Source organism: Streptomyces sp. NPDC007189, from assembly GCF_040703635.1.
Taxonomy (GTDB): Bacteria; Actinomycetota; Actinomycetes; order Streptomycetales; family Streptomycetaceae; genus Streptomyces.
In genome coordinates this window covers 171,710-197,893 of the sequence record NZ_JBEYEY010000010.1, presented here as the reverse complement: position 1 = coordinate 197,893, position 26,184 = coordinate 171,710, and the positions used below count along the sequence as shown (strand labels likewise).

Sequence of the window (26,184 nt, the reverse complement as noted above, 5' to 3'; positions counted from 1 at the left end):
TGAGCTTAGAACTATGACTTCATATTTTTACCGTCAAGCGTTTCAACGCACAGCGCGCCAGAAAGGTTCCCCTATGCAGGGAATTGCGATCCGGCTGCAGGACCTGCGGAAGTCCTTCGGTGAGACGACCGCCGTGGCCGGAGTCGACCTGGAGATCCGGGACGGGGAGTTCTTCTCCATGCTCGGCCCGTCCGGGTCCGGCAAGACGACGGTCCTCCGGCTGGTCGCCGGGTTCGAGACACCGGACCAGGGCCGGATAGAACTCGCCGGCCAGGAGGTCACCGGCCTCGCCCCGTTCGAGCGGGACGTGCACACGGTGTTCCAGGACTACGCCCTGTTCCCGCACATGACGGTCGAGCAGAACGTCGCCTACGGGCTGAAGGTCCGCAGGGTGCCGAAGGCCGAGCGGCTCGTGCGCGCCCGCAAGGCCCTCGCCGAGGTCCGCCTCGAGGGCTACGGTCAGCGGCGCCCGGCCCAGCTCTCCGGCGGGCAGCGCCAGCGCGTCGCCCTCGCCCGCGCGCTCGTCGGCCGGCCCCGGGTGCTGCTGCTGGACGAGCCCCTCGGCGCCCTCGACCTGAAACTGCGTCAGCAGATGCAGGTAGAACTGAAGGCGATCCAGCGGGAGGTGGGCATCACCTTCGTCTTCGTCACCCACGACCAGGAGGAGGCCCTGACGATGAGCGACCGCATCGCCGTCTTCGACCAGGGCCGCATCGCCCAGGTCGGCACGCCCGCCGAGATCTACGAGCGTCCCGCGACGCCCTTCGTCGCCTCCTTCGTCGGCACCTCGAACCTGCTCGACGGCGAGGCGGCCCACCGGATCGTCGGTACCCCGGGCACCTACAACATCCGGCCGGAGAAGATCCGCGTCCTGAAGGAGTCCGCCGACGCGGACGAGCCGGAGCACACCAGCGCCGTCGGCACCGTCGCCGAAGTCGTCTACCTGGGCGACGCGACGCGCTTCCTGGTCGACCTCGACGGCGGCGGCCGGCTCACCGCGCTGCAGCAGAACCTGGAGACCTCCTCCGAGGACGTCGCCGCGCTGCGCGGCACCCGGGTGCGCCTGACCTGGCACCGCCGGCACGCCGTCCGGCTGCCCTCCTGACCTCTTTCCCGCCCCTACATCCCCTGGAGAACGCCGTGCGTCCCACCCGTACCCTGCGCGCCGCCGCCTGTGCCGCCGCGCTGCTGCTCGCCGCCGCCTGCGACTCCTCCGGGTCGGGCGGTTCGTCCGCCACCGGGCTCAACCCGCCCCACCTCAAGGCCCCCACGAAGCTGGGCAAGACGGAGGGCCAGGTCAATCTGATCGCCTGGGCCGGCTATGTGGAGGACGGCTCCAACGACCCCAAGACCGACTGGGTCCACCCCTTCGAGAAGCAGACCGGCTGCCAGGTCCACTCCAAGGTCGCCGCCAGCTCGGACGAGATGGTCAAGCTGATGAAGACCGGCGAGTACGACGCCGTCTCGGCCTCCGGCGACGCCTCCCTGCGCCTGATCGCCTCCGGCGACGCGGCCCCCGTCAACACCTCCCTGGTGCCCAACTACAAGGACATCTTCGCCGGGCTCAAGAACGGCCCCTGGAACTCCGTGAAGGGGCAGATGTACGGCATCCCGCACGGCCGGGGCGCCAACCTGCTGATGTACAACACCGAGAAGGTCAACCCCGCGCCCACCTCCTGGTCCGCCGTCTTCGGCGACGCCGCGCGGTACAAGGGGCACGTCACCGCGTACGACTCGCCGATCTACATCGCCGACGCGGCGCTCTACCTCAAGGCCACCAAGCCGGAGTTGAAGATCAAGGACCCGTACGCGCTCGACCAGAAGCAGTTCGACGCGGCGGTGGCGCTGCTCAAGCAGCAGAACAAGAACGTGGGCGAGTACTGGAGCGACTACCTGAAGGAGGTCTCCGCCTTCAAGAGCGGCGACTCGGTGGTCGGCACCACCTGGCAGGTCATCGCGAACCTCGCCTCCTCCGAGGGCGCGAAGGTGAAGGCGCTGGTGCCGAAGGAGGGCTCGACCGGCTGGTCCGACACGTGGATGGTGTACAGCAAGGCCAAGCACCCCAACTGCGCGTACCAGTGGCTGAACTGGATCGTCTCGCCCAAGGTCAACGCCCAGGTCGCCGAGTACTTCGGCGAGGCGCCGGCCAACTCCAAGGCCTGCGCCGAGACCAGCGACAAGAACTTCTGCACGGTCTACCACGCGGCCGACGAGAACTACTGGAAGAGGATCGCCTTCTGGAACACGCCCATCGAGCAGTGCCTGGACGGCCGCAAGGACGTGAAGTGCGTGCCGTACGCCAAGTGGGTGCAGGCCTGGACCGAGATCAAGGGCTGAACCGTGACGACCCACGCGACGACCGCCGCCGGCCGGGGAACCGTCCGGCGGCTCGCCGGAAGCCTGCACCGCAGGCCCCGGCTGCGGCTGACGCTGCTGCTCACCGCCCCGCTGCTGTGGCTGGCCGTGCTCTACCTCGGCTCTCTGACGGTCCTGTTCGTCTCCGCGTTCTGGACCACGAACTCCTTCACCTCCGAGGTGGTGAAGGTCTGGTCGACGGACAACTTCCGCGAGCTGTTCACCACGCCCGTCTTCCGCCAGGTGATCCTGCGCAGTGTCGGGGTGGCGCTCGCGGTGACCGTGCTGTGCGCGGTGATCGCCTTCCCGGTGGCCTTCTACACCGCGCGGGTGGCCCGGCCGCGGTGGCGCCCGCTGCTGGTGGTGGCCATCCTGACCCCGCTGTGGGCGAGTTACCTGGTCAAGGTGTACGCCTGGCGGCTGATCCTGTCCGAGGGCGGCCTCGCCGACTGGATGCTGGCGCCGTTCGGGCTGAGCGGCCCCGGCTTCGGCCTGCCGGCCACCGTGCTCACCCTGACGTACCTGTGGCTGCCGTACATGATCCTGCCGATCCACACGGCCCTGGAGCAGCTGCCGGCGAACCTGCTCGATGCCTCGGCCGATCTCGGGGCGCGGGCCGGGCGGACGTTCCGCTCGGTGGTCCTGCCGATGGTGCTGCCCTCGGTCGCGGCCGGCTCGGTGTTCACCTTCTCGCTGAGCCTCGGCGACTACATCACCGTGCAGATCGTCGGCGGCAAGACGCAGCTGATCGGCAATCTCGTGTACTCCAACATCGAGCTCAACCTGCCCATGGCCGCCGCGCTGGGCACCGTGCCCGTCGTCGTGATCGTCCTGTATCTGCTGGCGATCCGCCGCACCGGCGCCCTGAACAGCCTGTAGGACCTGGAGGAGAACAGCGCCATGCATCTCAGCCGCACCGCGCGCATCGCCCTGCGCATCGGCGCCGGGCTCGGCTTCGCGGTGATCTACGTCCCGCTGCTGCTGGTCCTCGTGAACTCGCTGAACCCCGACCGCAGCGCGAGCTGGCCGCCGCCCGGGCTGACCTGGCACTGGTGGTCGGTGGCCGCACACAACGCGGGGGCCCGGCAGGCGCTGTGGGTGTCGGTGAAGGCGGGGCTGGGGGCGACCGCGATCGCGCTGGTCCTCGGCACGCTCATCGCGTTCGCGGTGGCCCGGCACCGCTTCTTCGGCCGTGACACGGTGTCGTTCATCGTGGTCCTGCCGATCGCGCTGCCCGGCATCGTCACCGGCATCGCCCTCAACTCCGCCTTCGGCACCGTGCTGGAGCCGCTCGGCGTCGGGCTCGGGCTGTTCACGGTGATCGTCGGCCATGCCACGTTCTGCATCGTGATCGTCTTCAACAACGTGGTGGCCCGGCTGCGCCGTACGGCGGCCTCGTACGAGGAGGCGGCCATGGATCTCGGCGCGAGCACCTTCCGGGCCTTCGCGGACGTCACCTTCCCGCTGGTCCGCTCCGCACTGCTGGCCGGCGGCCTGCTCGCCTTCGCCCTGTCCTTCGACGAGATCGTGGTCACCACGTTCACCGCGGGTCCCGGCATCGAGACCCTCCCGATCTGGATCTTCGACAACATGACACGGCCCCAGCAGGCGCCAGTGGTGAACGTGGTGGCCGCGGTGCTGGTCCTGCTGTCGGTGATCCCGATCTACGTCGCCCAGCGGCTGTCCGCCGACACGGCGACCTCGAGCCGGGTCTGACACCCTGAACGGCGGAGGAAAGGGGGACGCGTGAACACAGGGGATGCCGCCTGCCCGGCGCGGGCGGTGCGCGCGGCGTACGAGGCGGCCTCGGCGGTCGTCGCCGCTCTGGGTGAGGAGGAGTCGTGGCTGCCGACCGGCTGCACCGGCTGGGCGGTGCGTGACCTCGTCTTCCACTGCGTGGCCGACGCCCAGCGCGCGCTGGTGGCCCTGCACACGCCCTCGCCGGAGCCGGTGGACCGGGACGCGGTGACCTACTGGCAGGACTGGGAGCCGAACACCACCGGGGCGGCGAACGGCCGGCGCTGGGTGCGGGTGAACGGGAGCATGTTCCTCGACTTCCGTCAGCTCCAGGGCCTGTACCTGGAGACGGTGGCGGCGGCCGCGCACGCGGCGCAGACGGCCGATCCCGCGCAGCACGTCGGCACGCAGGGGCACGTACTGACGGCCGGGGACCTGATGACGACCCTCGCGGTGGAGGCGACGGTCCACCATCTGGACCTGACCGTCCGGCTGCCGCACGCCCCGGGACCGGCTCCCGAGGGGCTGGCCGCCGTCCGCGCCACCCTGGACGGTCTGCTCGGCCGGCCGGCGCTTCCGGAGTGGAGCGACGAGCACTACGCGCGCGTGGGCACCGGCAGGGCGCGGCTCACCGACGCCGAACGCGCGGCGCTGGGCCCGGCGGCGGACCGCTTCCCGCTGTTCGGCTGAGCCCCGCCCGGCGCCGCTCGACACACCCAACACGGGGACACGGGCGGGCGACTCCTGCGCGGTGCGGGGCCCGGCGCCCGGGTTTTTGCGACCCTGCGCCCCATGCACACCCCACCGAGCATCAACAGTTACGTCGACCGCGTCACAGCCGGGCCCGGCGGAGCGATGACCGACGAGGTCGGCGTCATCACCGGCGACCTGACCGTCGCGACCATCCTGCTGTCCGACGGCCACAGCGTGCGCGTCGCCATCCAGCACACCGGTGGCGACACCTGGTACACCCTCGCCGGCAGCCCCGCGCCCGTGCCCGCCGGGCAACTCGCCGCCTACCACCGGGACCTGCTGGGCCGTATCCGCCGGGGAGGCGGCACCCGCGCCACCTGAGCGGCCACTTCGGAGGGCAGGGCCGACCAGGAGGCGGCCTGGTCACGACCCGGACCGCCTCCGGACCCTGCCCTCAACTCCCTTACCGCGTGCGCCGCTTGGCTCCCCATGAACGGGCAAAAGGCTGCTCCCGCACCTTGACCCCGGTTTGGTCCAGACCAATCATGGCCTAGCCCCATCGCCCCGGCCGGGCCGCCCTGCGTCGTTCGCAACCCGGGAGTACCCGATGACACGTCCGAGACCCGTACGCGCCCTGCTCGCGGGCATGGCCACCCTGGCCGCCTCCGCGGGGCTCGCCCTCGGAGCAGGGGGCACCGCGCACGCGGCGACCCCGCTGCCCGCGCACGTCTTCGCGCCCTACTTCGAGGCCTACAACGGCGACAGCCCCGCCGCGCTCTCCCAGGCCTCCGGCGCCAAGTACCTGACCATGGCCTTCCTCCAGGCCGACAAGAAGGGCTCCTGCACCCCGTACTGGAACGGCGACACCGGCACCCCCGTCAGCTCCTCCGTCTTCGGCGCCGACTTCGGCACCATCCGCTCGCGCGGCGGTGACGTCATCCCCTCCCTCGGCGGCTACGCGGCCGACAACGGCGGCACCGAGATCGCCGACAGCTGCACGAACGTCGACTCCATCGCCGCCGCCTACGAGAAGATCATCACCACCTACGACGTCTCCCGGCTCGACATGGACGTCGAGGACAACTCCCTCACGAACACCGCCGGCATCGACCGCCGCAACCAGGCCATCAAGAAGGTCGAGGACTGGGCCGCCGCCAACGGCCGCTCGGTGCAGTTCTCCTACACCCTGCCGACCACGACGACCGGGCTCGCCGACAGCGGCCTCGCCGTGCTGCGCAGCGCGAAGAACGCGGGCGCGAGGATCGACGTCGTCAACATCATGACGTTCGACTACTACGACGGCGCCACCCACCACATGGCAACGGACACCGAGACCGCCGCCAGTGGACTGCACGACCAACTGGCGGGTCTTTACCCCAACCTGTCGGACAGTCAGCTGTGGAACACGATCGGCGTGACCGAGATGCCCGGCGTGGACGACTACGGCCCGGCGGAGACCTTCACCACCGCCGACGCCACAAGCGTGTACGACTGGGCGGTCGCCAAGGGCATCAACACCCTCTCCTTCTGGGCCCTGCAGCGCGACAACGGCGGCTGCCCCGGCGGCAGCGCCTCCGACACCTGCTCCGGCATCGCCCAGGACACCTGGTACTTCACGCACACCTTCGCGCCGTTCAGCGGCGGTACGACGACCCCGCCCGCGAACGACTTCTCCGTGTCCCTCTCTCCCGCCACCGCCTCGGTCGACCCCGGCGGCAGCGCGTCCGCGACGGTGAAGACCTCGGTGACCTCCGGCAGCGCCCAGACGGTCGCGCTGACGGTGAGCGGCGCGCCGAGCGGGGTCACAGCCTCCCTCAGCCCGGCCTCGGTGACCGCGGGCGGCACCTCCACGCTCACCGTGAAGACGGCCGCCGGCACCGCACCCGGCACCTACACCCTCACCGTGACCGGCACGGCGGGCTCCGCCCGGCACAGCGCCGCGCTCACCCTGACCGTCAAGGGGTCCGGCGGTACGGCCGTCCTCACCAACGGCGACTTCGAGACGGGCTCGCTCACCGGGTGGACCTGTGACAGCGGGGCCACGGTGGTCTCCTCCTCCGTGCACGGCGGCTCCCACGCGCTGAAGACCGCGCCCTCCGCCGCGCAGACGGGCCAGTGCGCGCAGACCCTGACCCTGAAGGCCAACACCTCGTACACCCTGAGCGGCTGGGTGCAGGGGCCGTACGCCTATCTCGGCGTGAGCGGAGGCGCGACGGCCAGCACCTGGACCTCGTCCTCGTCGTGGTCGAAGCTGACGGTCCCCTTCACGACCGGCGCCTCGGGCACGGTCACGGTGTACGTCCACGGCTGGTACGGCCAGGGCGCGGTCTACGCCGACGACCTGACCCTGAGCTGATCCACCGGCCGGCACCGGCGCCCCGCTCGATGATCAACGGGCGGGGCGCCGCTGCCGTCCGAAAACACGTCGTCCCCCACGGCGCCGCCGGCTCTTCTTCGCCCGCACGACGGAATGATCAGCGCCCGGCCGGTCTCCTGCCCCGGGCCGCACCCGGCACACGGGCGTCCCCTTCCGTAGGCTGAGAAGTCCCGAACCTCCTCCTGGAGGCCTCCGGCGCAGGCAGGAGACGGTCGTGATCGAACTGGCCGCGGTGTTCGCCGTCGCGGGCGCGGCGAGCAACGCCGTGGGTACCGCCTTTCAGCGCAGGGCCGCCTCGACGAGCAGCCGCAGCGGGTTCCGGCTGCTCGCGGAGCTGGCGCGCCGGCCCTTCTGGATGATCGGTATGTGCGGTGTGATCTGCGCGGCGCTGTTCCAGAGCCTGGCCCTGGTCAACGGCCCGCTCGCGCTGGTCCAGCCGCTGTTCATCCTGGAGCTGCCGTTCGCGCTGCTCGTCGCCGCCCCGCTGATGCACAAGCGGTTGCCGCGCTCGGGCTGGTGGGGCGTCGGCGGCTGCGTGGCGGGCCTCGCGGTCCTGCTCATCGCCGCCGCCCCGCACGGCGCCGGCGCTCATGCCCCGCTCACCCGCTGGGTGCCGGCCCTGTGTCTGTGCCTCGGCGCGATGGCCGCGGCCGTACTCCTGGCAGGCCGGGGCGGCGCGCCTGCCCGGCGCGCCGCGCTGCTGGCAGCCGCCTCCGCCACGGGCAACGCACTGACCGCCGCCCTGCTGAAGTCGGCCAGCGGCACCTTCGCCGACCGCGGCTTCACGGCGTTCCTGGGCGCCTGGCAGACGTACGCCTTCGCGCTCACCGGTGTCGCCGCCGTGGTCCTGCTGGAGAACGCCCTCCAGGCCGGTCCGCTGGCCGCCGCGCAGCCGGCGCTGACCATCGGCGACGCGGTGGTGAGCCTGACACTCGGCATCGCCCTGTTCGGGGAGCACATCCGCACCGGCTGGTGGCTCGTACCGGAGGTGTGCGGCGGCCTGCTGATCGTCGTGGGCGTGCTGGTGCTCAGCCGGGCGGTCCAGCACATCGCCGTGGTACCGGCCGCGCCGAAACAGCGGCACGCCGAGACGTGAGCGGACGCGGCGAGCTCCCAGTGACCGTCACCGGGTAAGGGGCGCACGGCGCCTCGGTGGGCCGTACGGGTGGCGAAGCGGTCTTTGACACCCTTTTTGCGCGCCACACCGACCCCGACTAACCAGTTTGTATATTTATCGCCCCTATGGTGCGAGATGTCGGCAGGAACGTTGAGGGGGCGCACAACGCGTCGTGGCAGGGCGCGGGTTGGGATGGCGATGACGGGAATCAGCCGCCGGAGTGTGGCACGCCTCGGTCTCGGCGCGGGCATCGGCGTGGCCGCCGCCTCGCTCGCCGCGTGCGGAGGACAGGACGAGGACAACGGCTCACCCGGAAGCCCGCACCAGCAGGGCGCGCCCCGGGTGATCCGGCTCATCGGGGACGGCTCGACGGCGTACACCGGACGCCAGCCGCGCCAGCCGGCCTCGCCGCTGCCCCTGGAACCGGGTGAGACCCCGCCGCAGTTCGTGGTGTTCTCCTGGGACGGCGCCGGAGAGCTGGGCACCGGCCTGTTCCCGCGCTTCCTGCGACTCGCCCGCGACCACGGCGCGCACATGACCTTCTTCCTGTCGGGCCTGTACCTGCTGCCCGAGGAGAAGAAGCGGATCTACGACCCGCCGAACAACCCGGTCGGCGCCTCCGACATCGGCTACCTCACCGACGGCCACCTCAAGACGACGCTGACCTACGTCCGCCAGGCCTGGCTGGAGGGCCACGAGATCGGCACGCACTTCAACGGGCACTTCTGCAGCGGACCGGGATCGGTGGCCAACTGGACTCCGGCGCAGTGGCGTTCGGAGATCGAGCAGGCACGGGCCTTCGTCAAGACGTGGCGCACCAACACCGGCTGGCACGACGAACCGTCGCTGCCCTTCGACTACGACAAGGAACTCGTGGGCGGCCGCACCCCATGCCTGCTCGGGCAGGCGAACCTGCTGCCGGCCGCGCGGGAACTCGGCTGGCGCTACGACGCCTCGTCGCCGGGCGGACTGCAGCGCTGGCCCCGGAAACGGAACGGCATCTGGGACCTGCCACTGCAGAGCATCCCCTTTCCGGGGCACACCTTCGAGGTGCTGTCCATGGACTACAACATGCTGGCGAACCAGTCCAAGAACTCGACGCGGGCGCCCTCCTACAACTACCCCTACTGGCGGGCCCAGGCGACACAGTCGTATCTGGCCGGGTTCGAGCGGGCGTACCAGACCAACCGGGCTCCGCTGTTCATCGGCAACCACTTCGAGCAGTGGAACGGCGGCATCTACATGGACGCCGCCGAGGAGGCCCTGAAGCAGATCGCCGCCCGGAAGGACGTCCGGCTGGTCTCCTTCCGGCAGTTCGTCGACTGGCTCGACGCCCAGGACCCCGCGATCCTCGCGAAGCTGCGCACCCTCGAGGTCGGCCAGAAGCCGGACGGCGGCTGGAACGAGTTCCTGCGCCCGGCGAGACACGCCACCGCACAGTGATCGCCCGGTTCTCCATGTCCCGTGAGTCCGACCGTGCCGCGCCGGTTCAGCGGGCCTCCCGACGGGCGTCCACCTCGATCTCGATCTTCATGCGCGGGTCGGCGAGACCGCACTCCATCATGGTGGCGGCCGGGCGCACCTCGCCGAAGCAGCGGCGCAGCACCGGCCAGCAGGGCTCGAAGTCCGCGCGATCGGGGAGCAGATAGCGCACCCGCACCACATCGGCGAACGTGCACTTCGCCTCGGCCAGCGCCGCCCCGATGTTGCGCAGGCACTGCTCGGCCTGCTCCACCACGTCGTCCGAGATCGTCATGGTCGAGTAGTCGAACCCGGTGGTGCCGGACACATGCACCCACTCGCCCTGGACCACGGCACGGGCGTAACCGATCTGCTCCTCGAAGGTCGATCCGCTGAGGACCGCACGTCGCTCTGTCATGCGCCGAACGCTAGGTGACCCGTGCGGATACGTCTAACAAATGGACCGCCCCGACATGACCGGTGGCAGACGGTGTGCGCCCTGGTGGAGACAGGCTTGGGGGTGTCGGTGGCACCGGTGAGCATCCGCCGTATCCGGCTGAGGGGCGTGGCGTTCCACCGGATCGTCCCGGGCGGTGCGCGGACGCGGGTCGCGGTGGCATTGGGCAGGAACGACCTTGATCCGCTGGTGGCCCGGCTGCTGGAGACGATCGGCCAGGATCCGCGGCCCGGAGGGCGAGAAGGGCGTCCTTGGGGCCGCGCCGGAGGCGCCGCCGGGTCGGTCAGAGCGACGGCGTGATGAGTTCGTCGGTGACCCACTGCGCGACCTTGGCCGGGTACGGCGCCGGCAGTCCGAGGACGACGTGCCGGAAGCCGGCGTCGACCGCCTCGCGGATCGTGTGCCGGGTGTCGCCGGGCCGGTCGTAGAACACGGGCAGATGGATCGAGCGGGTGATGGCGGCGGGGTCGCGGCCGATCTCGGCGCAGTACCGGTCGAGCAGGGCGCTCCGGCTGACGAGGTCGTCGATGTCACCGCCGCCCGGGATGTTCCAGAGGTCGGCGTGTTCGGCGACGACGCGCAAGGTCGCGGAGGAACGGCCGCCGACGAGGATCGGTGGGTGGGGGCGCTGCACGGGTTTGGGGTTGCCGAAGGCTCCGGTCAGGTGGTGGTGGGTGCCGTGGAAGTCGAAGGGTTCGGTCGCCGTCCACAACCGCCGGATCACCGTGCAGGCTTCGGCGAGGCTCGCCACGGCGTGCGCGGAGTCGTGGAAGGGCAGGCCGTGCGCGTCGTACTCGCGCCGGGCCAGGGGATGGCCGGGGCGCGAGCCGACGCCGATGCCGAAGTCGAGCCGTCCGCCGGAGACGATGTCGACGGTCGCGGCGATCTTCGCGAGCAGGGCGGGCGGCCGGAACCGGTTACTGGTCACGAGCACGCCGAGGCGCAGTCGCCGGGTGTGCGCGGCGAGGGCGGAGAGCAGTGTCCAGCCTTCATACACCGGCCCGTCCGGCTCGCCGAAGATCGGCATGAGGTGGTCGAACAGCCACGCGTGCTCGATCTCCGGGATCGCGTCGGCCTCGCGCCAGACGCGCAGGAGGTCGTGGTAGCCCACCTGCGAGGGGGCGGTCATGATTCCGAACCGGGGCCGAGATGGGTGCGGCATGAGCTGGTGGTCCTTTCGGTGCGCGGACGTTGGTTCAGCCGATGGACTGCCGCTCCTACGGCGTGCGCCGGCGTCGCAGTGACGCGTCGAGCAGCGCGGGCGGGGTGTCGTGCTTCTCCTCGGGGGCCAGATCGACGCCGGGGGCCACGATCGCGTCGACGGCGTCGAGCACGTCGGCGGACAACACGGTGTCCGCGGCGGCGAGTTGGGAGTGCAGGTGGTCCAGTGTGCGCGGGCCGATGAGGGCGCTGGTCACCGCCGGGTGCGCGGTGACGAAGCCGAGCGCGAGCTGGATCATCGTCAGACCGGCCTCGTCGGCGACACGGGCCAGTTGCTCGACGGCTTCGAGTCGGGCCCGGTTGGCGGGGACGGTGAGGTCGAAGCGGTCCGGCAGGAGCGCCGAGCGGTGCGTGGTGATGTCCCGGCCGGCGCGGATCGCGCCGGACAGCCAGCCCGAGGCCAGCGGGCTCCACACGAGCACGCCGAGCCCGTACTCCTCGGTCACGGGCAGCACATGGCTCTCGACGCCGCGCTGGAGGATGGAGTAGCTGGGCTGTTCGGTGACGTACCGGCCCAGGTGGTGCTCGCGGGCGGCCCACTGCGCCTGGACGATGCGGTACGCCGGGAAGGTGGAGGAGCCGAAGTAGCGGATCTTTCCGGCCCGTTGCAGGTCGGTCAGCGCGGAGAGCGTCTCCTCGTCACTGGTGTCCGGGTCCCAGCGGTGGATCTGGTAGAGGTCGACGTGGTCGACGCCGAGGCGGCGCAGGCTGTCGTCCAGCGCGCTGACCAGCCAGCGCCGCGAACTGCCCCGGTGATTGCGCTCGTCGCCCATCGGCATGGCCGCCTTCGTCGCCAGGACGATGTCGTCGCGGCGGCCCGCGATGGCCTTGCCGACCATCTCCTCCGACTCGCCGTCCGCGTACATGTCGGCGGTGTCGATGAGGTTGATCCCGCCTTCGAGAGCGGTGTCGACGAGGGCGGTGGCCTCGTCCTGGGTGGTGCGTCCGATCCTGCCGAAGTTCATCGCGCCGAGCGCGAGAGTGCTGACCTGCACGCCGGTGCGGCCCAAGGTGCGGTACTGCATGACCGCTTCTCCTCACTGGAGACGGAGGGATATGGAGGGAGGTGGAGAGTGGAGGGCGTGGGACATGGGCGTGGCCCGCTTGGCCGCCCGGCCGCCGCTCTGACACCATGAGTAAGCGGAACGTCGTTCCGGTAGTGATTCGATTAACCGGAACATCGTTCCGCTAAAACGATACGGAACCCTGTTCCGTTTAGCAAGAGCGGCAGTGGGAGCATGCGGTGGACCAGCACGGCGATCGAGGAAGCGGCGCGGTGGACGACGGCGGCGAGAGGGCGGGGCGCGCGGCCCGAGCCAGGCGCAGCGATGCCCGGCGCAACAAGGAGACGCTGCTCGACGCGGCCGCAGCGGCCTTCGTCGCGTCGGGCGTGGAGGCACCGGTGCGTGACATCGCGGCCCGGGCCGGGGTCGGGGTCGGCACGATCTACCGCCACTTCCCGACGCGCGCGGACCTCATCATCGCGGTCTACCGGCACCAGGTGGAGAGCCTGGCCGAGGCCGGTCCCGACCTGCTGAAGACCGGCCCCAGCCCCTATGCCGCCCTCGGCCGGTGGATCGACCTGTTCGTCGATTTCCTGGTGACCAAGCACGGCCTGGCCGCCGCACTGAAGGCCGACAGCACCGGCTTCGACACGTTGCACGCCTACTTCCTCGACCGGCTGCTGCCCGTCTGCACCGAGCTGCTCGGCGCCGCTGCCGCCGCCGGCGAAATCCGCTCCGGCCTGGAGGCCGTCGAACTCCTGCACGGCGTCGGCAACCTCTGCATCGGCGCGGAGAGCGATCCCCGGTACGACGCACGACGGCTGGTGAAACTCCTGATCAGAGGACTGAGTGCCGAACACACCTCCGACGACTGACGCAGCGCTTGCCGGGCGAAGAGGGGGGCACGGGTGAGGGGGGCACGGGTGAGGGGGATCCCCTACGGCGACCCCGAGAGGGAAATGGGGGACGTCCCCCGATGTACGGGAGCCGACGACCCGTCAGGCTTGAGCCATGACGAATCACCTCCCGCGCGACGGTCGCAGGGCCAGCCGGCGACGAGCGCTCGCCGCCTGCGCCGTCTCCGCACTGTTAGGGCTGACCGCCGCTCTGCCCGCCGCCGCGGCCCCGAACGCCACCACAGCCTCCGCACCGACACCCTCGTCCGCTCGTCCCCTCTCCCTGCCTGCCCCGAGCGGCCGGTACCGGGTCGGGGAGGTGGACCTCCACCTCGTGGACCACGCACGACCCGATCCTTGGCACTCCGGACAGAGCCCGCGTGAGCTGATGGTCAGCGTGTACTACCCCGCGACACACACGGCCGCCCGGCCGGCGGCCCCGTACATGCTGCCCGCCGCGGCCGCCCACTTCGACGACGTCACAGCGAACGACTACCTCGGCCTGCACGTTCCGCCCGGCCGCGCGGACTGGGCCCGCACCGTCACCCATGTCACGCAGGGCGCCCCCGTGGCCGCCGGGCGCCCCGGGCGGCTTCCGGTGGTGCTCTACTCCCCAGGCCTGGGCGAACCCCGCACCTGGGGCACGACGCCGGCGGCCGACCTGGCCAGCCACGGCTACGCCGTCGTCACCGTCGACCACACCTATGAGTCGCCGGAGGTCCAGTTCCCGGACGGCTCGCTCGCCACCATGGTCTTGCCGTCCGATCCCGACGCCTTCCTGCGCAAGGCGCTGGCCGTCCGGGTCGCCGACACCGGCTTCGTCCTGGACCAGCTCAAGGCACTGAACGGCGGGCGCGACCCCGACGCCGAGAAGCGGCCGCTGCCGGACCGCCTGGCGGGCGCGCTGAATCTCCATGAGGTGGGCATGTTCGGCCATTCCATGGGCGGCACCGCGGCCGCGCTGTCGATGGACGCCGACCACCGGATCGCCGCGGGCCTCGACACGGACGGCAACCTGACCTATCTCGACGGCTCCCTCATGCCGGTGGCCCGGCACGGCCTCGACCGGCCCTTCCTGCTCCTGGGCAAGGACGGCGACACGGACACCGGCCCCGGCTGGCAGGCGTTCCGCGCCCACACGCCGGGGTGGAACCGCCAGCTGACCCTCCTCGGCTCGGAGCACGCCTCCTTCACCGACGCCGAGGCGCTGATACCGCAACTGGGTCTACGGCCCTCCGAACGGACCGACGACATCGGCACCATCGACCCGGCCACCGCGATACGCACGACCGAGGCCTATGTCTGCGCATACTTCGATCACTGGCTGCGAGGCCGCAGCGGGCGGCTGCTGGAGGGGCCGTCCGCGAAGTATCCGGACATGGTGTTCGTGAAGTGATCGCGGCGCCGTCGGGGAGAGCGCCGGAGCACCACACGGCTAACAGGAGGGAGCGGCGAAGCGCGTCAGCTGGTCCTTGACCCACGGATCGAACACGGCCAGGCGGTGCCGGGCCGCGGGGTCGAACGACGCCAGCTGCCCGGCGACCCACGGATCCATGCACGCGAGGCCGTGATGGCGGTGCGGGGTCGCGCCGGCGGGCGCCGTGGCGCCGATCGCGCCGTGTCCGGTCGCCCCGGGAGCTGCCGCCGCCGCGGGGCTGCCGGCGGCGAGAAGAGCACCCGTGACCATCGCGGCGGCGGCTCCGGCCGCACCCACGTTCCTTATCAGCTTCTTCATGGCCTTGTCCTTCCGGTGGAGCCCATGGCGGTTCCTTGGCAGGTACGGGCATCTACCCAGCAACTCACACCTCACTCCTCTCCCGATCCGGGGTCCGGGGAGGCGGTCGGGTCTCGCCGGGTGCCGGCGGAAGGACCAGGTCAACCCGGCTGCGCCGGGGCAGTCGGGACGATCACCGACCGCAGCCCACCGCTCACAGCCGGCGGGCCATCGCCCATGACCCACCGCGCACCCCCAGCGGCTCACGGCCCACCGCTTACAGTTCACCGCCCACCGCCCACCGCCCACCGCTCACCGCTCACCGCCCACCGCCCACCGCCCACCGCCCACCGCCGAATGTGACCGCCCTCCCGACCACCGCCGCGGAGCCGTCCGTATCCCCACGCCACTCCGCGACCTGACGGATCGACAGACTCAATCCCAGCCACATGAGTTGGCCGACTCGCCGTCCGCCCGATACCGCCGTGGCCGCTGTGCCGCCCGCGGTCACGGGCTTAAGGTGAGCCGTCACTTGCGTCCGCTCTGAGGGGAACTCATGGAGCCCGGGACCAGGATCGCGCGATACGCCGCCGTCTGCGCGGCAGCCCTACTGCTCTGCGCCGGCCTCACCACGGGGGCGTCGGCGTCCGCCGGGGACACCCCGGCCGACCCGAACCCGCTCGCCGACCGGCTCGACGACTACTGGACACCGGCCCGCATGGAGGCCGCGCTGCCGGCCGACGTCCTCAAGGGCACCGAGGCCGGGACCATGGCGTCCACCGTGTCTCCTGCGGTGGACGGCCCCCGGCCGGGCGAGTACATCCCGCCCAGCAGGAGCTTCGACGGCATCCCCCAGGCCGGCACGTTCTTCTGGACGGACGCCACGGGCACCGGCCGTACCTGCAGCGGCTCCGTCGTGCACAGCCCCGGTCGTGACCTGGTGCTGAGCGCCGGGCACTGTCTGAGGGGATACGCGGGCACCTCGCCCAAGCGGCACCTCGCCTTCGTCCCGCAGTACCACGACAGCCTCAAGCCGTTCGGGATCTTCCCGATCCGCACCAATGGCGTCTACGTCCCGCAGCAGTACTACGACCTGGGCGAACACGCGGGCGCCGCCTACGACTTCGCGTTCGCGGTCACCGAGCCCAACCAGGACGGAACCCGCCTGGAGGACGCGGTCGGCACAGGGGTGCGGCTGCTCACCGGGACCGGCTATTACCACGCGCCGGTGCGGATGATCGGCTACCCGGCGGGGGCGGAGCGGCCGCTGGAGTGCTGGAGCTGGACCACCAGATGGGAGAGCGACGACCCGGCCGACCCGGGCACGTTCCCGCGTATCGCCTGCGACGGCTTCGTGGGCGGCACCAGCGGCGGCCCCATGCTCCTGCCCCGGCCCGGCGGATGGGCGGTCATCGGTGTGATCGGTGGCTATCACACCGGCGGCGACACCCCGCAGGTCTCCTACAGCGCCTACTTCGGCACCGCTACCCGGGCCCTGTACCGCGCGGCGGTCACGGGCGCCCCGCCGGCCGGACCGCAGCTGGCCTCGGGCTGACCGGACCGCCGGACGCGGCCGTGTCAAAAGGTCGGTAAACGGTGTCTTCACGCCGAGCGCCATGACCGCGTCACCGTGGCACGATTAGTGACGAATATCACTCTACCGAGGGTGATGGGTCCCCTACGAGGGGGTGTGGACCATGGCCGTGTCAGAGGCGCAACCCGGTCGGAAGACCCAGAAACCCGGGCTTCGGCGGGAGATCGGCTTCATCGGCCTCATCTGGGCCTCGGAAGGCTCGATCATCGGGTCCGGGTGGCTCTTCGGCGCCCAGGGCGCCCTGGCGGCCGCCGGGCCGGCAGCCATCATCTCCTGGGCCATCGGCGGCGTCGCGATCCTGATCCTGGCGCTGGTGCACGCGGAACTCGGCGGCATGTACCCGGTCTCGGGCGGCACGGCGCGTTTCCCGCACTACGCCTTCGGCGGTGCGGCCGGCGCGTCGTTCGGCTGGTTCTCCTGGCTGCAGGCGGCCACGGTGGCGCCCATCGAGGTGCTGGCGATGATCACCTACGGCCAGCACTACTCCTGGGCGAGCGGCTGGGAGAAGGTCAAGAGCGGGGAGCACGTCCTGACCCCGCCCGGCATCGCCGTCGCGGTCGGGCTGATGGCCGTCATCACGGCCATCAACTTCCTGAGTATCCGGCTGCTGGCCCGCACCAACAGCGCGGCGACCTGGTGGAAGGTCGGCATCCCGCTGCTCACCATCTTCGTGTTCGCCATCGCCCAGTTCCACACCGCGAACTTCACCGCGGCCGACGGTTTCAACCCGTACGGGGCCAAGGGCATCCTGTCCGCCGTGTCCACCAGCGGCATCATCTTCGCGCTGCTGGGTTTCGAACAGGCCGACCAGCTCGCCGGTGAGAGCGCCAACCCCAAGCGGGACATCCCGCGGGCGGTGATCGGGTCGATCGTCCTCGGCATCCTCATCTACATCCTGCTGCAGGTCGTCTTCCTCGCCGCGCTGCCCGCCTCCCAGATCGGCAGCCACTGGGCCACCTCCGCGTACACCACGCTGAGCGGGCCGTTCGCGCAGGTCGCCACGCTCATCAGTCTCGGCTGGCTGGCCACGGTCCTCTATCTCGACGCCGTGGTGTCCCCGGCCGGCACCGGTCTGATCTACATCACCGGTTCCTCCCGGGTCTCCTACGGCCTGAGCCGCAACGGCTATGTGCCCTCCGTCTTCGAGAACACCAACCGGCGCGGGGTTCCCTGGGTCGGCCTGATCACCGCGTTCGTGATCGGCTGCATCTGCTTCCTGCCGTTCCCCAGCTGGCGTTCCCTGGTCGGCCTGATCACCAGCGCCAGCGTGCTGATGTACGCCGGGGCCCCGCTGTCGTTCGGGGTGTTCCGCAACCGGCTGCCCGACGCGCACCGCCCCTACCGGCTGCCCGGCGGCGGCTGGCTGTCGCCGCTCGCCTTCATCGTCGCCAACCTGCTGATCCTGTGGTCGGGTTGGACCACCGACTGGAAGCTCGGCGTCGCCATCCTGATCGGCTACGTCATCCTCGTGGCCAACCGGGTGTTCAAGATGAACCCCATTACCCCTCAGCTCGACCTGCGCGCCGCCCAATGGCTGCCGGTCTACCTGGTGGGCATGGGGCTCATCGTGTACCTCAGCGACTTCGGGCCGCTCAAGCACCCCTGGTTCCCGCTGTGGTGGGACATCGGTGTCACCTCCGCCTTCAGCCTCGTCATCTACTACTGGGCGATGGCGGTGGCGCTGCCGAGCGAGCAGATCCAGGGGATGATCGACAAGGTCGTCGTCCCGGAGGAAGAGGAGATCGTCTGAGGTCCCCCGGGACGCACCGGCGGCCCGGCCGGTCGGCGCTCAGCCGAGCCGGAACCTCTGGGCCGCCGAGCCGTTGCAGTCCCAAACCTGCAGCCGTGTGCCGTTGGCCGTGGCCCCGCTGGGCGAGTCCAGACACCGCCCGGACTGCGGGTTCAGCAGCGACCCGTCACTCTGCTGCACCCACTTCTGCCCACCCACACCGTTGCAGTCCCACAGCTCCACCTGCGTACCGTTCGCCGTCCCGTTGCCGTTGATGTCCAGGCACCGGCCCAGCGTGCTCAGCGAGCCGTCGGCGCGGTGGTACCAGTGCTGGTCGACCGCCCAGGACTGGCAGTCCCACAGCTGTACGGCCGCCCCGTCGGCGCCGGTGTCGTCGGCCGCCACGTCGACGCACTTTCCGCCGGGGCCCGCGACAGGGGCGCCGCCGTCGACCGAGAACTTCTGGGCGGCCGCGCCGTTGCAGTCCCAGATCTGCAGCCGTGTGCCGTTGGCCGTGGCCCCGCTGGGCGAGTCCAGACACCGCCCGGACTGGGGATTCAGCAGCGACCCGTCACTCTGCTGCACCCACTTCTGCCCACCCACACCGTTGCAGTCCCACAACTCGACCTTCGTGCCGTTCGCGGTCCCGTTTCCGTTGATGTCCAGGCAGCGGCCCAGCGTGCGCAGGCTGCCGTCGGCGAAGTGCGTCCAGTGCTGGTCCTCGGCGTACGACTGGCAGTCCCAGAGCTGTACGGCCGCCCCGTCGGCGCCGGTGTCGTCGGCGGCCACGTCCACGCACTTTCCGCCGGGGCCGGTGACGGTGCCCTGGGGGCCGTTGGGGACGTTCGTCTCACCGGAGTAGCCGACGGAGACGATGTTCGCCTGGACCGCGTTCTCGGCGGCGTCGGTCGGGTAGCCGGCGACCATCACGCCCTCGAAGAACGTGCCCATGTTCCAGTTGCTGTTGTCGCCGCCGGTGCCGAGGATGATGCCGCCCTCCTGGTGCATGGGCTGATAGCCGCCGCGGGTGGGCAGCGCGCCGTCCCACCAGGTGGTCAGCCCGCCCGACTGCGCGTTGCCGCCCTTGAGGGCGTACCGGGTCTGCCCGTTGTTCTTCAGTACGGCCGTGACGAAGGTGCTGTTGTTCCCCCGGTTGGCGGTGTTGGAACCGTTGTCCCCCTGGAACATGCCGTTCTCCAGGTCGGCCTCGACCCAGGGCCCGGAGCCGGTGCACGGCGCGAAGTAGCAGGTGGTCGCGAGGCTGACGGCGTCCATGTGGCCGTTGCCGGTGTCGGCCGGTGTGGACTCGGCGTTGCCGTAGTCGAAGCAGCAGGCGGAGCCCACGTGGGTGCCGCTGGCCACCATGTAGGCGCCCTCGGGCTGCCCGTTGACGGCGACCCCGGAGGCCACGCCCGTGTAGCGGTAGCCGACTCCGGGTGAGATCCACAGGCCGTACGCCTTGTGGCCGCCGGCGGTGACGGCGATCTCGGAAGCGTCGGCGCCGCGGTCGGCGCCCATACCGGAGGTGCCCGCGGGGCCCGGGGTGAGGTCGTTGTGCCGGGAGGTCTGGTCGTAGATCTTCGTGATCACGCAGCTGGTGTCCGCGCAGAACCGGTCCTGCTGGCCGGCGTCGGCGTAACCACCCGGGGACAGCAGGCCGATGTCGGCGCCGGCGCCGTCCGAGGCGCGGGTCACCCGGTACAGCGGGCCGCCGTAGGAGGAGATGAGCGCCCGCACGGTGCTGTGCGCGGCGACGCAGGGGGTCCCGGCGGCGCCGTAGATGTCACAGGGCAGTGAACCCGCGGCGGGTGCGGGCTGGGACAGGCCGAGCAACGCGCCCAGGACGAGGCCGACGACGGCCAGGAGGGACGCGATGGGTCTGGGGCTTCCGCGCATGCTGGCTCCTCAATGGGGGGTCAAGTGCGTTCCGTGACAGTCGAGTTGGAGCGGCGGGCGGCCGTTGCGGAACGTACGCACGCTGATGGTTGTCGTCAAGATTTGTTGCTTTGGCCTTATGAAAAGTTTTGGACGTGGGCCAAGCTGAGGGTTTCTCCGATGAGGTGACGTCACATCAGGCGAACGGCCGGTTCTGCACCGCGCGTCCTTGACAGCAGGTGCTGAAGGGGCGAGCTTCGGGACAACGTTGTCGAAGGGACAGGGTCACGATGGTGCCGTTCCGTCTTCTGTCCGTACTGGCCACCGGCGCCCTGCTCGTGGGCGCCGCCTCCGCCCCCGCGCCCGCCGCTCCCGCCCCACTCGCGCCGGTGGCCGATCCGGCCTCGTACGTCGATCCGTTCATCGGGACCTCGCACGCCGCCGACGACTTCCCCGGCGCCGACACCCCGTTCGGCATGGTCCAGTGGAGTCCCGACACCAGCCCGCACCGACCGGACGGCGGCGGCTACGAGTACGCCGACTCGGCCATCACCGGATTCGGTCTGACCCACATCGCGGGACCGGGCTGCCGGGCCGCCGGCGACATCCCGGTGCTGCCCACCCTGGGCGCGGTCGACACCCGCGCCACCGACGGCTTCTCGCACACCCACGAGTCCGCCGCGCCCGGCTCCTACGCGGTGACCCTGGACAACGGCGTGAAGACGGAGCTGACCGCGACCACCCGCAGCGGCATGGCCCGCTTCACCTTCCCCGCCACCAGCCGGGCGAACCTGCTCTTCAAGCTCACGGACAGCGAGAACGGAGTCACCGCCGCCGAGTTCGACGTGGTGAACGCCACAGAAGTCAGAGGCAAGGTCACCAGCGGCAACTTCTGCGGCGAGGGCAACTCCTACACCGTCTACTACGACATGGTCTTCGACCGGCCGTTCCGGCACAGCGGTACGGCCCTCGCCGCCGCCACCCCCACCACGCCCCGGGGCAACGCCTCCCCCACCGCGCCCGAGGCGCCGAACAAGCCGACAATGCACGGCACCGTGCCCCGTACGCCGCACGCCTTCGCTCCCCGCGCGAGCGGCTCCGACGGCTACGTCACGTTCGACGCCACGAGCCACCGGGCCGTCCAGGCCAAGGTCGGCATCTCCTATGTGTCGGCCGCGGATGCCGTGGGCAACCGGCAGGCGGAGAACCCCGGTTGGGACCTGGCCAAGGTGCGCGGCGCGGCGTACGGCTCCTGGAAGTCCCTGCTCGGCCGGGTGCGGATCGCCGGCGGCACGCCCGCTCAGCGGACCGTCTTCTACACCGCGCTCTATCACGCGCTGCTGCACCCGAACGTGATCAGTGACAGCAACCGCCGCTATCCCGGTTTCGACGGCAAGGTCCACACGGTGGACAAGGGGCACGCCGCGGCCTACGCCAACTACTCGGGCTGGGACGTCTACCGCTCCCAGGCCCAGCTCGAGGCCCTGCTCGCCCCGCGGACCGCCTCCGACACCGCCCAGTCGATGGTCGACGACTACCGCCAGACCGGCCTGTTCCCCAAGTGGTCGGAGAACAACGGGGAGACGTACGTCATGGTCGGCGATCCGGCGGATGAGATCATCGCCGACTACTACGCCTTCGGTGCCCGTGACTTCGACACGGCCGCCGCGCTCAAGGGCATGATCGCGGAGGCCACCGTCCCCAACGACAACCGTCCCGGGCTGGCCTATCTGGAGCAGCTGGGCCGGCTGCCCAGCAACGGCAAGTACGGCTGCTGCAACTTCTACGGATCGGCCTCCACCACGCTCGAGTACGACTCGGCGGACTTCGCGGTCTCCGCCCTCGCCGGCGCCCTCGGGGACACCGCCGATCAGCGCCGGTTCGCGGACCGGGCGCAGGACTGGCGGAACCTGTTCGACTTCGGCAGCGGATTCATCCGGCCGCGGGACGCCTCGGGCACCTGGACGGCCGGGTTCTCGCCGACCTCGGGCAAGAACTTCGTCGAGGGCGACTCCTGGCAGTACACGCCGATGGTGCCGTTCAACGTGCACGGACTGGCCACCGCCATGGGCGGCGACGCGGCCATGGCCAGGTATCTGGACACGGACCTGTCCTCGCTGACCGGCGCCGGCGGACACACCGACCTCGGCAACGAACCGAGCCTGAACATCCCCTGGGAGTACGACTACATCGGCCGCCCCTACCAGACGCAGAAGGTGGTGCGGCAGGTCCAGGATCAGATCTGGACCGACAGCCCGTCCGGTCTCGCGGGCAACGACGACCTGGGCGAGATGAGTTCGTGGTACGTCTGGTCCGCCCTCGGCATGTATCCGGAGACCCCGGGCACCGCCGACCTGGCCCTGGGCAGCCCGCTCTTCCCGCAGGCGGTGATCACCCTGCCGTCCGGGCGCACCCTCACGGTCAACGGCACCGGCGCGGCGGACGACGCCCCGTACGTCCAGTCGGCCACCTGGAACGGCACGGCCTGGAACGCGGCGCACGCGCCCGCCGGCGCCCTCACCGGCGGCGGCACCCTCACCTACGTACTCGGCACCTCCCCCGACACGTCCTGGGCGTCGGATCCCTCCGCCGCCCCGCGGTCCTATCCGGGTGCGCCCGGCTACACCGACGTGGGAACGTCCCCTGACACCGCCGCGGCCTCGGCGAACTTCGACGGCGCGGGCTACAGCTACTCGGCGCACGCCCTGGCCGCCGCCGGGGTCACGCCGGGCTCGAAGGTCACCGCGAACGGGGTCGCGTTCACCTGGCCCGACGTGGCGTCCGGCGCACCGGACAACTACGAGGCGAACGGCCAGACGGTACGGGTGTCCGGCTCCGGCAGCATCGCCTTCCTGGGGGCGGCCAACAACGGCCCGGTGTCCGGCACCGCGACCGTCACCTACACGGACGGCACCAGCCAGTCCGTTCCCCTGGGCCTGTCCGACTGGACGCTGAGCGCGGGCGCCGCCTCACCGCTCCCCGGCAACACGGTCGCGGTGACGATGCCCTACCGCAACCACGCGGGCACCGCGTCCGACTCCACCGCGACGTATGTGTTCGCCACGGCGCCGGTGGCCCTGAGTCCGGGCAAGACGGTCGGCAGCGTGCGCCTGCCGTCCGACGTCGCCTCCGGGGGCCTGCATGTGTTCGCGATCGGCTTCGGCGCCGGGATTCCAGGGGCGGCACGGCACAAGTGAACGGTCTCGCCGGCCCGGCGAGCGTCAGCAGCCCGACGCCGGACGGTCGGCGTTCCGCGCGGAGCCGGCCAGCTCCCGGGCCCGTGCCGCCCGGGCCAGCAGGCGGGCGCGTCTGCCGGGCCACCAGGCGAGGTCGGCCAGGAGCAGGGCGACCGCCAGCCAGGACGTGATGAGCACGCCGGACGGTGCCGTCACGGTGTCGTACCCGGCGAGCGCGAGCGCGACGACGGTGACGAGGAGGATCAGCGGGCGGCGCGGCCGGTCCTCCTCGGCGATCCGGTACAGGCCGTCGGCGTACTCGACGACCGCGGGGGCCAGCGAGGGATCGCCGACGGCCTCGCCTCGCCGGGTGGCCCGCACCACCGCCGCGCGGGCCGCGGGGTCCAGGTCCGCGGCGCCGGGCCAGGCCCGGCCCATGCGCCGCGCCGACCTGATCCCGTGCAACGGGCTCAGGACCAGGAAGACGACGGCGGCGCCCGGCCACGAGCCCGACTCCACCAGCACGAAGGCGGCGAAGAAGACACCGGCGGGCAGCCCGGTGCCCAGCGCCATGCGCACCGGGCTCTGCTGCCACAGCCGGCCAGGAACCAGGATCACCCGCCCAGCGTGATGATCACCGGCCGTGGCCGCAATCACCGAAACGCCGCACATCGCACCGGGAACATGCCGTTGAGTGGAGCAATCCGCGCGGTATGACGGCCCGGGACACCAGGCTGGCCGGGTGACGCACGGACGGACCGGCCGGATGCCGGAGAACGGCAGCACGGCCCTGCACCCCCGGTTGCCGGAGGCTCCCGCATGGCTGCGCTGGCTGCCGGTCCTGTATGTCGCGGCCGTGCTGCTGCTGGAGCCGGTCACGCCCGTGGACTGGCCGGTGAGCTTCGTGCTGGTCGCCGTGCCCCTGGTGGCCGCGTTCGCGCACGGGCCGCTCGTGGTCGCCGCCGCCACGGTGTTCGCCCTGGTCATGGAAGGGGTGCTGGCCGGCACGCCGTGCTGTGCGGGCCGGCCCGTGGCCTATCTGTGGGACCGGCACTACGTCGCCTCCTACGTCTGTACGGCCCTGGTGGGCGCCCTCGGCACGATCCTGGCCGCCCACCGCATCCGGCGGGAGCGGACGCTCGCCGACGTGCGGTACGTGGCCGAGACCGCGCAACGGGTCCTGCTGCGCCCCCTGCCGCACCGGATCGGCAGGCTCCGGCTGGAGAGCCTCTACCTCTCCGCCGCCGCGCAGGCTCGTATCGGCGGCGACCTCTACGAGGCCGTGCCCACCCCTCACGGGGTCCGTCTGCTCATCGGCGACGTCCGCGGCAAGGGACTGCTCGCGGTGGAGACCGCGGCCGCGCTGCTCGGGGCGTTCCGTGAGGTGGCCTACGACGAACCCGGACTGCTCGACGTGGTCGGCCGGGTGGACGCGAGCATGCACCGCAGGGCCGCGTGGCTCGGCGGGGCCGAGACGGCCGAGCGGTTCGTCACCGCCGTGTTCGCCGAGATCCCCGCCGAGGGCCACGTCGTCCGCATCGTCAACTGCGGTCATCCGCCGCCGGTCCGGTTGCGGGACGGCGAGGTGCGGGAACTGGACAGCGGGCGGCCGGCGCCGCCGCTGAATCTCGGCATGCTGGTCGAGGAGCCGTACCACGTCGACACGTACCCGTTCCGGCCCGGCGATCAGCTGCTGCTGTACACCGACGGCGTCACGGAGACGCGGGACGCGTCCGGCGCCTTCTACCCGCTGCTCGACCGCCTCCGCTCCTGGGGCCCCCTTCCGCCCAAGGAGCTGCTCGACCGGATCCACGACGACCTGCTGGCCCACAGCCACCACGGCCTGGAGGACGACACCGCGGCGCTCGCGGTCTGTCTGCTGCCGGAGGAGCCGCCGGACGTGTGAGCAGGGCCCGGATCAGAAGGCGGTGTGGGCGAACCAGTTGTCGAGGACCGCGGTCCGCCCCGCGACCTCGAAGGCGGGGTCCTCGTAGGAGCGCCGTCCGTACAGCAGGAGCAGCAGGTCCGCGGCGGGGCCGCGCACCGACGCCGTGACGGGCCCGGGCTCCTCTGTCTCCTGGTCCAGCAGGCGGAAGCCGTCCGGGTCCAGCCGCATCCGCCACTCCTCACCGGGGCGGCCGTCGGCGCCCGCGCACCGGAACGCGAGGGTCTCGCCGTCGCCGCGCAGCTTCGTCACGCCGGGCGCGAACAGACCGGCGTAGGGGAGGTTGACGAGGAACTCGTCGACGCCGTCCGCCGCGAGCACGGGGTCGACGGCGGAGGCCGAGCCGACGGCGTTTTCCGCGTCCACCCGGTGCACCAGCGTCTCGAACAGCATCCGGCGGGCCCAGAAGCGCGCGTGCCGGTCCGCTCCCCACGCCCACATCGGCGCCTCGGGGTCCACGTCCCGCAGAACGGCCTGCACGGCGGGCACCCCCGCCGCCACCCAGCCGGGCTGCTCGCGCGCATCGTCCGGAAGCCCCAGCTCCACGTCGCGGCCGCGGGGCGGCTCCTGCACCAGACCGGTCAGCAGGGTGCTGAACCAGCGCTGCAGCGCTCCCACGTGCCGGGTGAGGTCGGCCAGGGTCCAGCCGGGGCAGGAGGGCACGGCGGTGTTCGGGTCGGCGCCCTCGGTCACCTCGGCGAAGCGGAGCGTCTCGCGGGCCACGGCCGCGCGGTAGGTGTCGTACGGCAGCGGATGCCCCGCCCGGTCCGTCGCTGTCATGGCTGCCGCCGTCCTGTTCTGTGCTCGGCAGGGATCTTGTCGGGGGCCAGTCT

Annotated in this window: 22 protein-coding genes; 15 read left to right on the top strand and 7 right to left on the bottom strand. The window is 71.3% G+C overall.

What is annotated here, in order from left to right; genetic code table 11:
• Nucleotides 1-73: 73 nt before the first annotated feature.
• From AB0950_RS21845 to AB0950_RS21805, 9 genes are all read left to right on the top strand, one after another.
• Entirely contained in the window at nt 74-1,105 is a 1,032-nt protein-coding gene (locus AB0950_RS21845; RefSeq protein WP_360156152.1) for an ABC transporter ATP-binding protein, read from the top strand.
• A 35-nt stretch (nt 1,106-1,140) separates the two neighbouring features.
• Nucleotides 1,141-2,337 carry an ABC transporter substrate-binding protein gene (locus AB0950_RS21840; protein ID WP_366779242.1) on the top strand — a complete coding sequence of 399 codons (1,197 nt, stop codon included), beginning with the start codon at nt 1,141-1,143 and terminating at the stop codon, nt 2,335-2,337.
• 3 nt (nt 2,338-2,340) lie between these two features.
• Complete coding sequence (locus AB0950_RS21835; protein ID WP_360156158.1) at nt 2,341-3,234, top strand: ABC transporter permease; 894 nt, start codon at nt 2,341-2,343, stop codon at nt 3,232-3,234.
• A 21-nt stretch (nt 3,235-3,255) separates the two neighbouring features.
• Nucleotides 3,256-4,071, top strand: coding sequence for an ABC transporter permease (locus tag AB0950_RS21830; protein ID WP_330336197.1), 816 nt, complete (start codon nt 3,256-3,258; stop codon nt 4,069-4,071).
• 30 nt (nt 4,072-4,101) lie between these two features.
• Complete coding sequence (locus AB0950_RS21825; protein WP_366779241.1) at nt 4,102-4,782, top strand: maleylpyruvate isomerase N-terminal domain-containing protein; 681 nt, start codon at nt 4,102-4,104, stop codon at nt 4,780-4,782.
• A 102-nt stretch (nt 4,783-4,884) separates the two neighbouring features.
• A complete protein-coding gene (locus AB0950_RS21820) occupies nt 4,885-5,166 on the top strand; it encodes a hypothetical protein (protein ID WP_330336199.1) in 282 nt (93 codons plus the stop codon).
• Nucleotides 5,167-5,392: 226 nt separating this feature from the next.
• Complete coding sequence (locus AB0950_RS21815; protein WP_366779240.1) at nt 5,393-7,141, top strand: carbohydrate binding domain-containing protein; 1,749 nt, start codon at nt 5,393-5,395, stop codon at nt 7,139-7,141.
• A 235-nt stretch (nt 7,142-7,376) separates the two neighbouring features.
• A complete protein-coding gene (locus AB0950_RS21810; protein WP_366779239.1) occupies nt 7,377-8,258 on the top strand; it encodes a DMT family transporter in 882 nt (293 codons plus the stop codon).
• A 219-nt stretch (nt 8,259-8,477) separates the two neighbouring features.
• Nucleotides 8,478-9,722 (top strand): hypothetical protein, encoded by a 1,245-nt coding sequence (locus AB0950_RS21805; protein WP_366779238.1) that lies wholly within the window; start codon nt 8,478-8,480, stop codon nt 9,720-9,722.
• 46 nt (nt 9,723-9,768) lie between these two features.
• On the opposite strand, the gene AB0950_RS21800 is transcribed toward AB0950_RS21805, so the two are convergent.
• The 3 genes from AB0950_RS21800 to AB0950_RS21790 form a co-directional block, all read right to left on the bottom strand.
• The gene (locus tag AB0950_RS21800) at nt 9,769-10,158 is read right to left on the bottom strand and encodes a RidA family protein (protein ID WP_366779237.1); all 390 of its coding nucleotides are present in this window, start codon (nt 10,156-10,158) and stop codon (nt 9,769-9,771) included.
• Between the two features lie 322 nt (nt 10,159-10,480).
• Entirely contained in the window at nt 10,481-11,359 is an 879-nt protein-coding gene (locus tag AB0950_RS21795; RefSeq protein WP_360572957.1) for an LLM class flavin-dependent oxidoreductase, read from the bottom strand.
• Nucleotides 11,360-11,414: 55 nt separating this feature from the next.
• The gene (locus AB0950_RS21790; protein ID WP_366779235.1) at nt 11,415-12,443 is read right to left on the bottom strand and encodes an aldo/keto reductase; all 1,029 of its coding nucleotides are present in this window, start codon (nt 12,441-12,443) and stop codon (nt 11,415-11,417) included.
• 251 nt (nt 12,444-12,694) lie between these two features.
• Between AB0950_RS21790 and AB0950_RS21785 the strand changes: the two genes are divergently transcribed.
• The gene (locus tag AB0950_RS21785) at nt 12,695-13,297 is read left to right on the top strand and encodes a TetR/AcrR family transcriptional regulator (protein WP_360156598.1); all 603 of its coding nucleotides are present in this window, start codon (nt 12,695-12,697) and stop codon (nt 13,295-13,297) included.
• A gap of 136 nt (nt 13,298-13,433) precedes the next feature.
• Nucleotides 13,434-14,714, top strand: a complete 1,281-nt coding sequence (locus tag AB0950_RS21780; protein ID WP_360156180.1) for a Tat pathway signal protein — start codon at nt 13,434-13,436, stop codon at nt 14,712-14,714.
• A 39-nt stretch (nt 14,715-14,753) separates the two neighbouring features.
• Here AB0950_RS21780 and AB0950_RS21775 read toward each other — a convergent pair whose 3' ends face one another.
• Nucleotides 14,754-15,053, bottom strand: a complete 300-nt coding sequence (locus AB0950_RS21775) for a hypothetical protein (protein ID WP_360156183.1) — start codon at nt 15,051-15,053, stop codon at nt 14,754-14,756.
• A 535-nt stretch (nt 15,054-15,588) separates the two neighbouring features.
• On the opposite strand from AB0950_RS21775, the gene AB0950_RS21770 reads away from it, so the two are divergent.
• Together AB0950_RS21770 and AB0950_RS21765 are read left to right on the top strand one after the other, a co-directional pair.
• Nucleotides 15,589-16,587: a hypothetical protein gene (locus tag AB0950_RS21770; RefSeq protein ID WP_360156186.1), complete on the top strand. Its 999-nt coding sequence runs from the start codon at nt 15,589-15,591 to the stop codon at nt 16,585-16,587.
• 142 nt (nt 16,588-16,729) lie between these two features.
• Complete coding sequence (locus tag AB0950_RS21765) at nt 16,730-18,376, top strand: APC family permease (RefSeq protein ID WP_360572961.1); 1,647 nt, start codon at nt 16,730-16,732, stop codon at nt 18,374-18,376.
• Between the two features lie 39 nt (nt 18,377-18,415).
• Here AB0950_RS21765 and AB0950_RS21760 read toward each other — a convergent pair whose 3' ends face one another.
• Nucleotides 18,416-20,251, bottom strand: coding sequence for an arabinofuranosidase catalytic domain-containing protein (locus AB0950_RS21760; protein WP_366779234.1), 1,836 nt, complete (start codon nt 20,249-20,251; stop codon nt 18,416-18,418).
• Between the two features lie 269 nt (nt 20,252-20,520).
• Between AB0950_RS21760 and AB0950_RS21755 the strand changes: the two genes are divergently transcribed.
• Complete coding sequence (locus AB0950_RS21755; RefSeq protein WP_366779233.1) at nt 20,521-23,427, top strand: lectin; 2,907 nt, start codon at nt 20,521-20,523, stop codon at nt 23,425-23,427.
• A 24-nt stretch (nt 23,428-23,451) separates the two neighbouring features.
• Here AB0950_RS21755 and AB0950_RS21750 read toward each other — a convergent pair whose 3' ends face one another.
• The gene (locus tag AB0950_RS21750; protein ID WP_366779232.1) at nt 23,452-24,024 is read right to left on the bottom strand and encodes a hypothetical protein; all 573 of its coding nucleotides are present in this window, start codon (nt 24,022-24,024) and stop codon (nt 23,452-23,454) included.
• Nucleotides 24,025-24,148: 124 nt separating this feature from the next.
• On the opposite strand from AB0950_RS21750, the gene AB0950_RS21745 reads away from it, so the two are divergent.
• A complete protein-coding gene (locus AB0950_RS21745; RefSeq protein WP_360156200.1) occupies nt 24,149-25,312 on the top strand; it encodes a PP2C family protein-serine/threonine phosphatase in 1,164 nt (387 codons plus the stop codon).
• Between the two features lie 12 nt (nt 25,313-25,324).
• Here the strand turns inward: AB0950_RS21745 and AB0950_RS21740 are convergent, their stop codons facing one another.
• A complete protein-coding gene (locus AB0950_RS21740; protein ID WP_360156203.1) occupies nt 25,325-26,131 on the bottom strand; it encodes a maleylpyruvate isomerase family mycothiol-dependent enzyme in 807 nt (268 codons plus the stop codon).
• Nucleotides 26,132-26,184: the final 53 nt, after the last annotated feature.

Excerpts from the sequence above, each read along its gene's own strand:
- AB0950_RS21830 (WP_330336197.1), top strand. The coding sequence starts at position 3,256 with ATGCATCTCAGCCGCACCGCGCGCATCGCCCTGCGCATCGGCGCCGGG.
- AB0950_RS21815 (WP_366779240.1), top strand. The coding sequence starts at position 5,393 with ATGACACGTCCGAGACCCGTACGCGCCCTGCTCGCGGGCATGGCCACC.
- AB0950_RS21805 (WP_366779238.1), top strand. The coding sequence starts at position 8,478 with ATGACGGGAATCAGCCGCCGGAGTGTGGCACGCCTCGGTCTCGGCGCG.
- AB0950_RS21845 (WP_360156152.1), top strand. The coding sequence starts at position 74 with ATGCAGGGAATTGCGATCCGGCTGCAGGACCTGCGGAAGTCCTTCGGT.
- AB0950_RS21760 (WP_366779234.1), bottom strand. The coding sequence starts at position 20,251 with ATGCGCGGAAGCCCCAGACCCATCGCGTCCCTCCTGGCCGTCGTCGGC.
- AB0950_RS21755 (WP_366779233.1), top strand. The coding sequence starts at position 20,521 with ATGGTGCCGTTCCGTCTTCTGTCCGTACTGGCCACCGGCGCCCTGCTC.
- AB0950_RS21770 (WP_360156186.1), top strand. The coding sequence starts at position 15,589 with ATGGAGCCCGGGACCAGGATCGCGCGATACGCCGCCGTCTGCGCGGCA.
- AB0950_RS21775 (WP_360156183.1), bottom strand. The coding sequence starts at position 15,053 with ATGAAGAAGCTGATAAGGAACGTGGGTGCGGCCGGAGCCGCCGCCGCG.
- AB0950_RS21820 (WP_330336199.1), top strand. The coding sequence starts at position 4,885 with ATGCACACCCCACCGAGCATCAACAGTTACGTCGACCGCGTCACAGCC.
- AB0950_RS21790 (WP_366779235.1), bottom strand. The coding sequence starts at position 12,443 with ATGCAGTACCGCACCTTGGGCCGCACCGGCGTGCAGGTCAGCACTCTC.
- AB0950_RS21740 (WP_360156203.1), bottom strand. The coding sequence starts at position 26,131 with ATGACAGCGACGGACCGGGCGGGGCATCCGCTGCCGTACGACACCTAC.
- AB0950_RS21765 (WP_360572961.1), top strand. The coding sequence starts at position 16,730 with ATGGCCGTGTCAGAGGCGCAACCCGGTCGGAAGACCCAGAAACCCGGG.
- AB0950_RS21795 (WP_360572957.1), bottom strand. The coding sequence starts at position 11,359 with ATGCCGCACCCATCTCGGCCCCGGTTCGGAATCATGACCGCCCCCTCG.
- AB0950_RS21780 (WP_360156180.1), top strand. The coding sequence starts at position 13,434 with ATGACGAATCACCTCCCGCGCGACGGTCGCAGGGCCAGCCGGCGACGA.
- AB0950_RS21800 (WP_366779237.1), bottom strand. The coding sequence starts at position 10,158 with ATGACAGAGCGACGTGCGGTCCTCAGCGGATCGACCTTCGAGGAGCAG.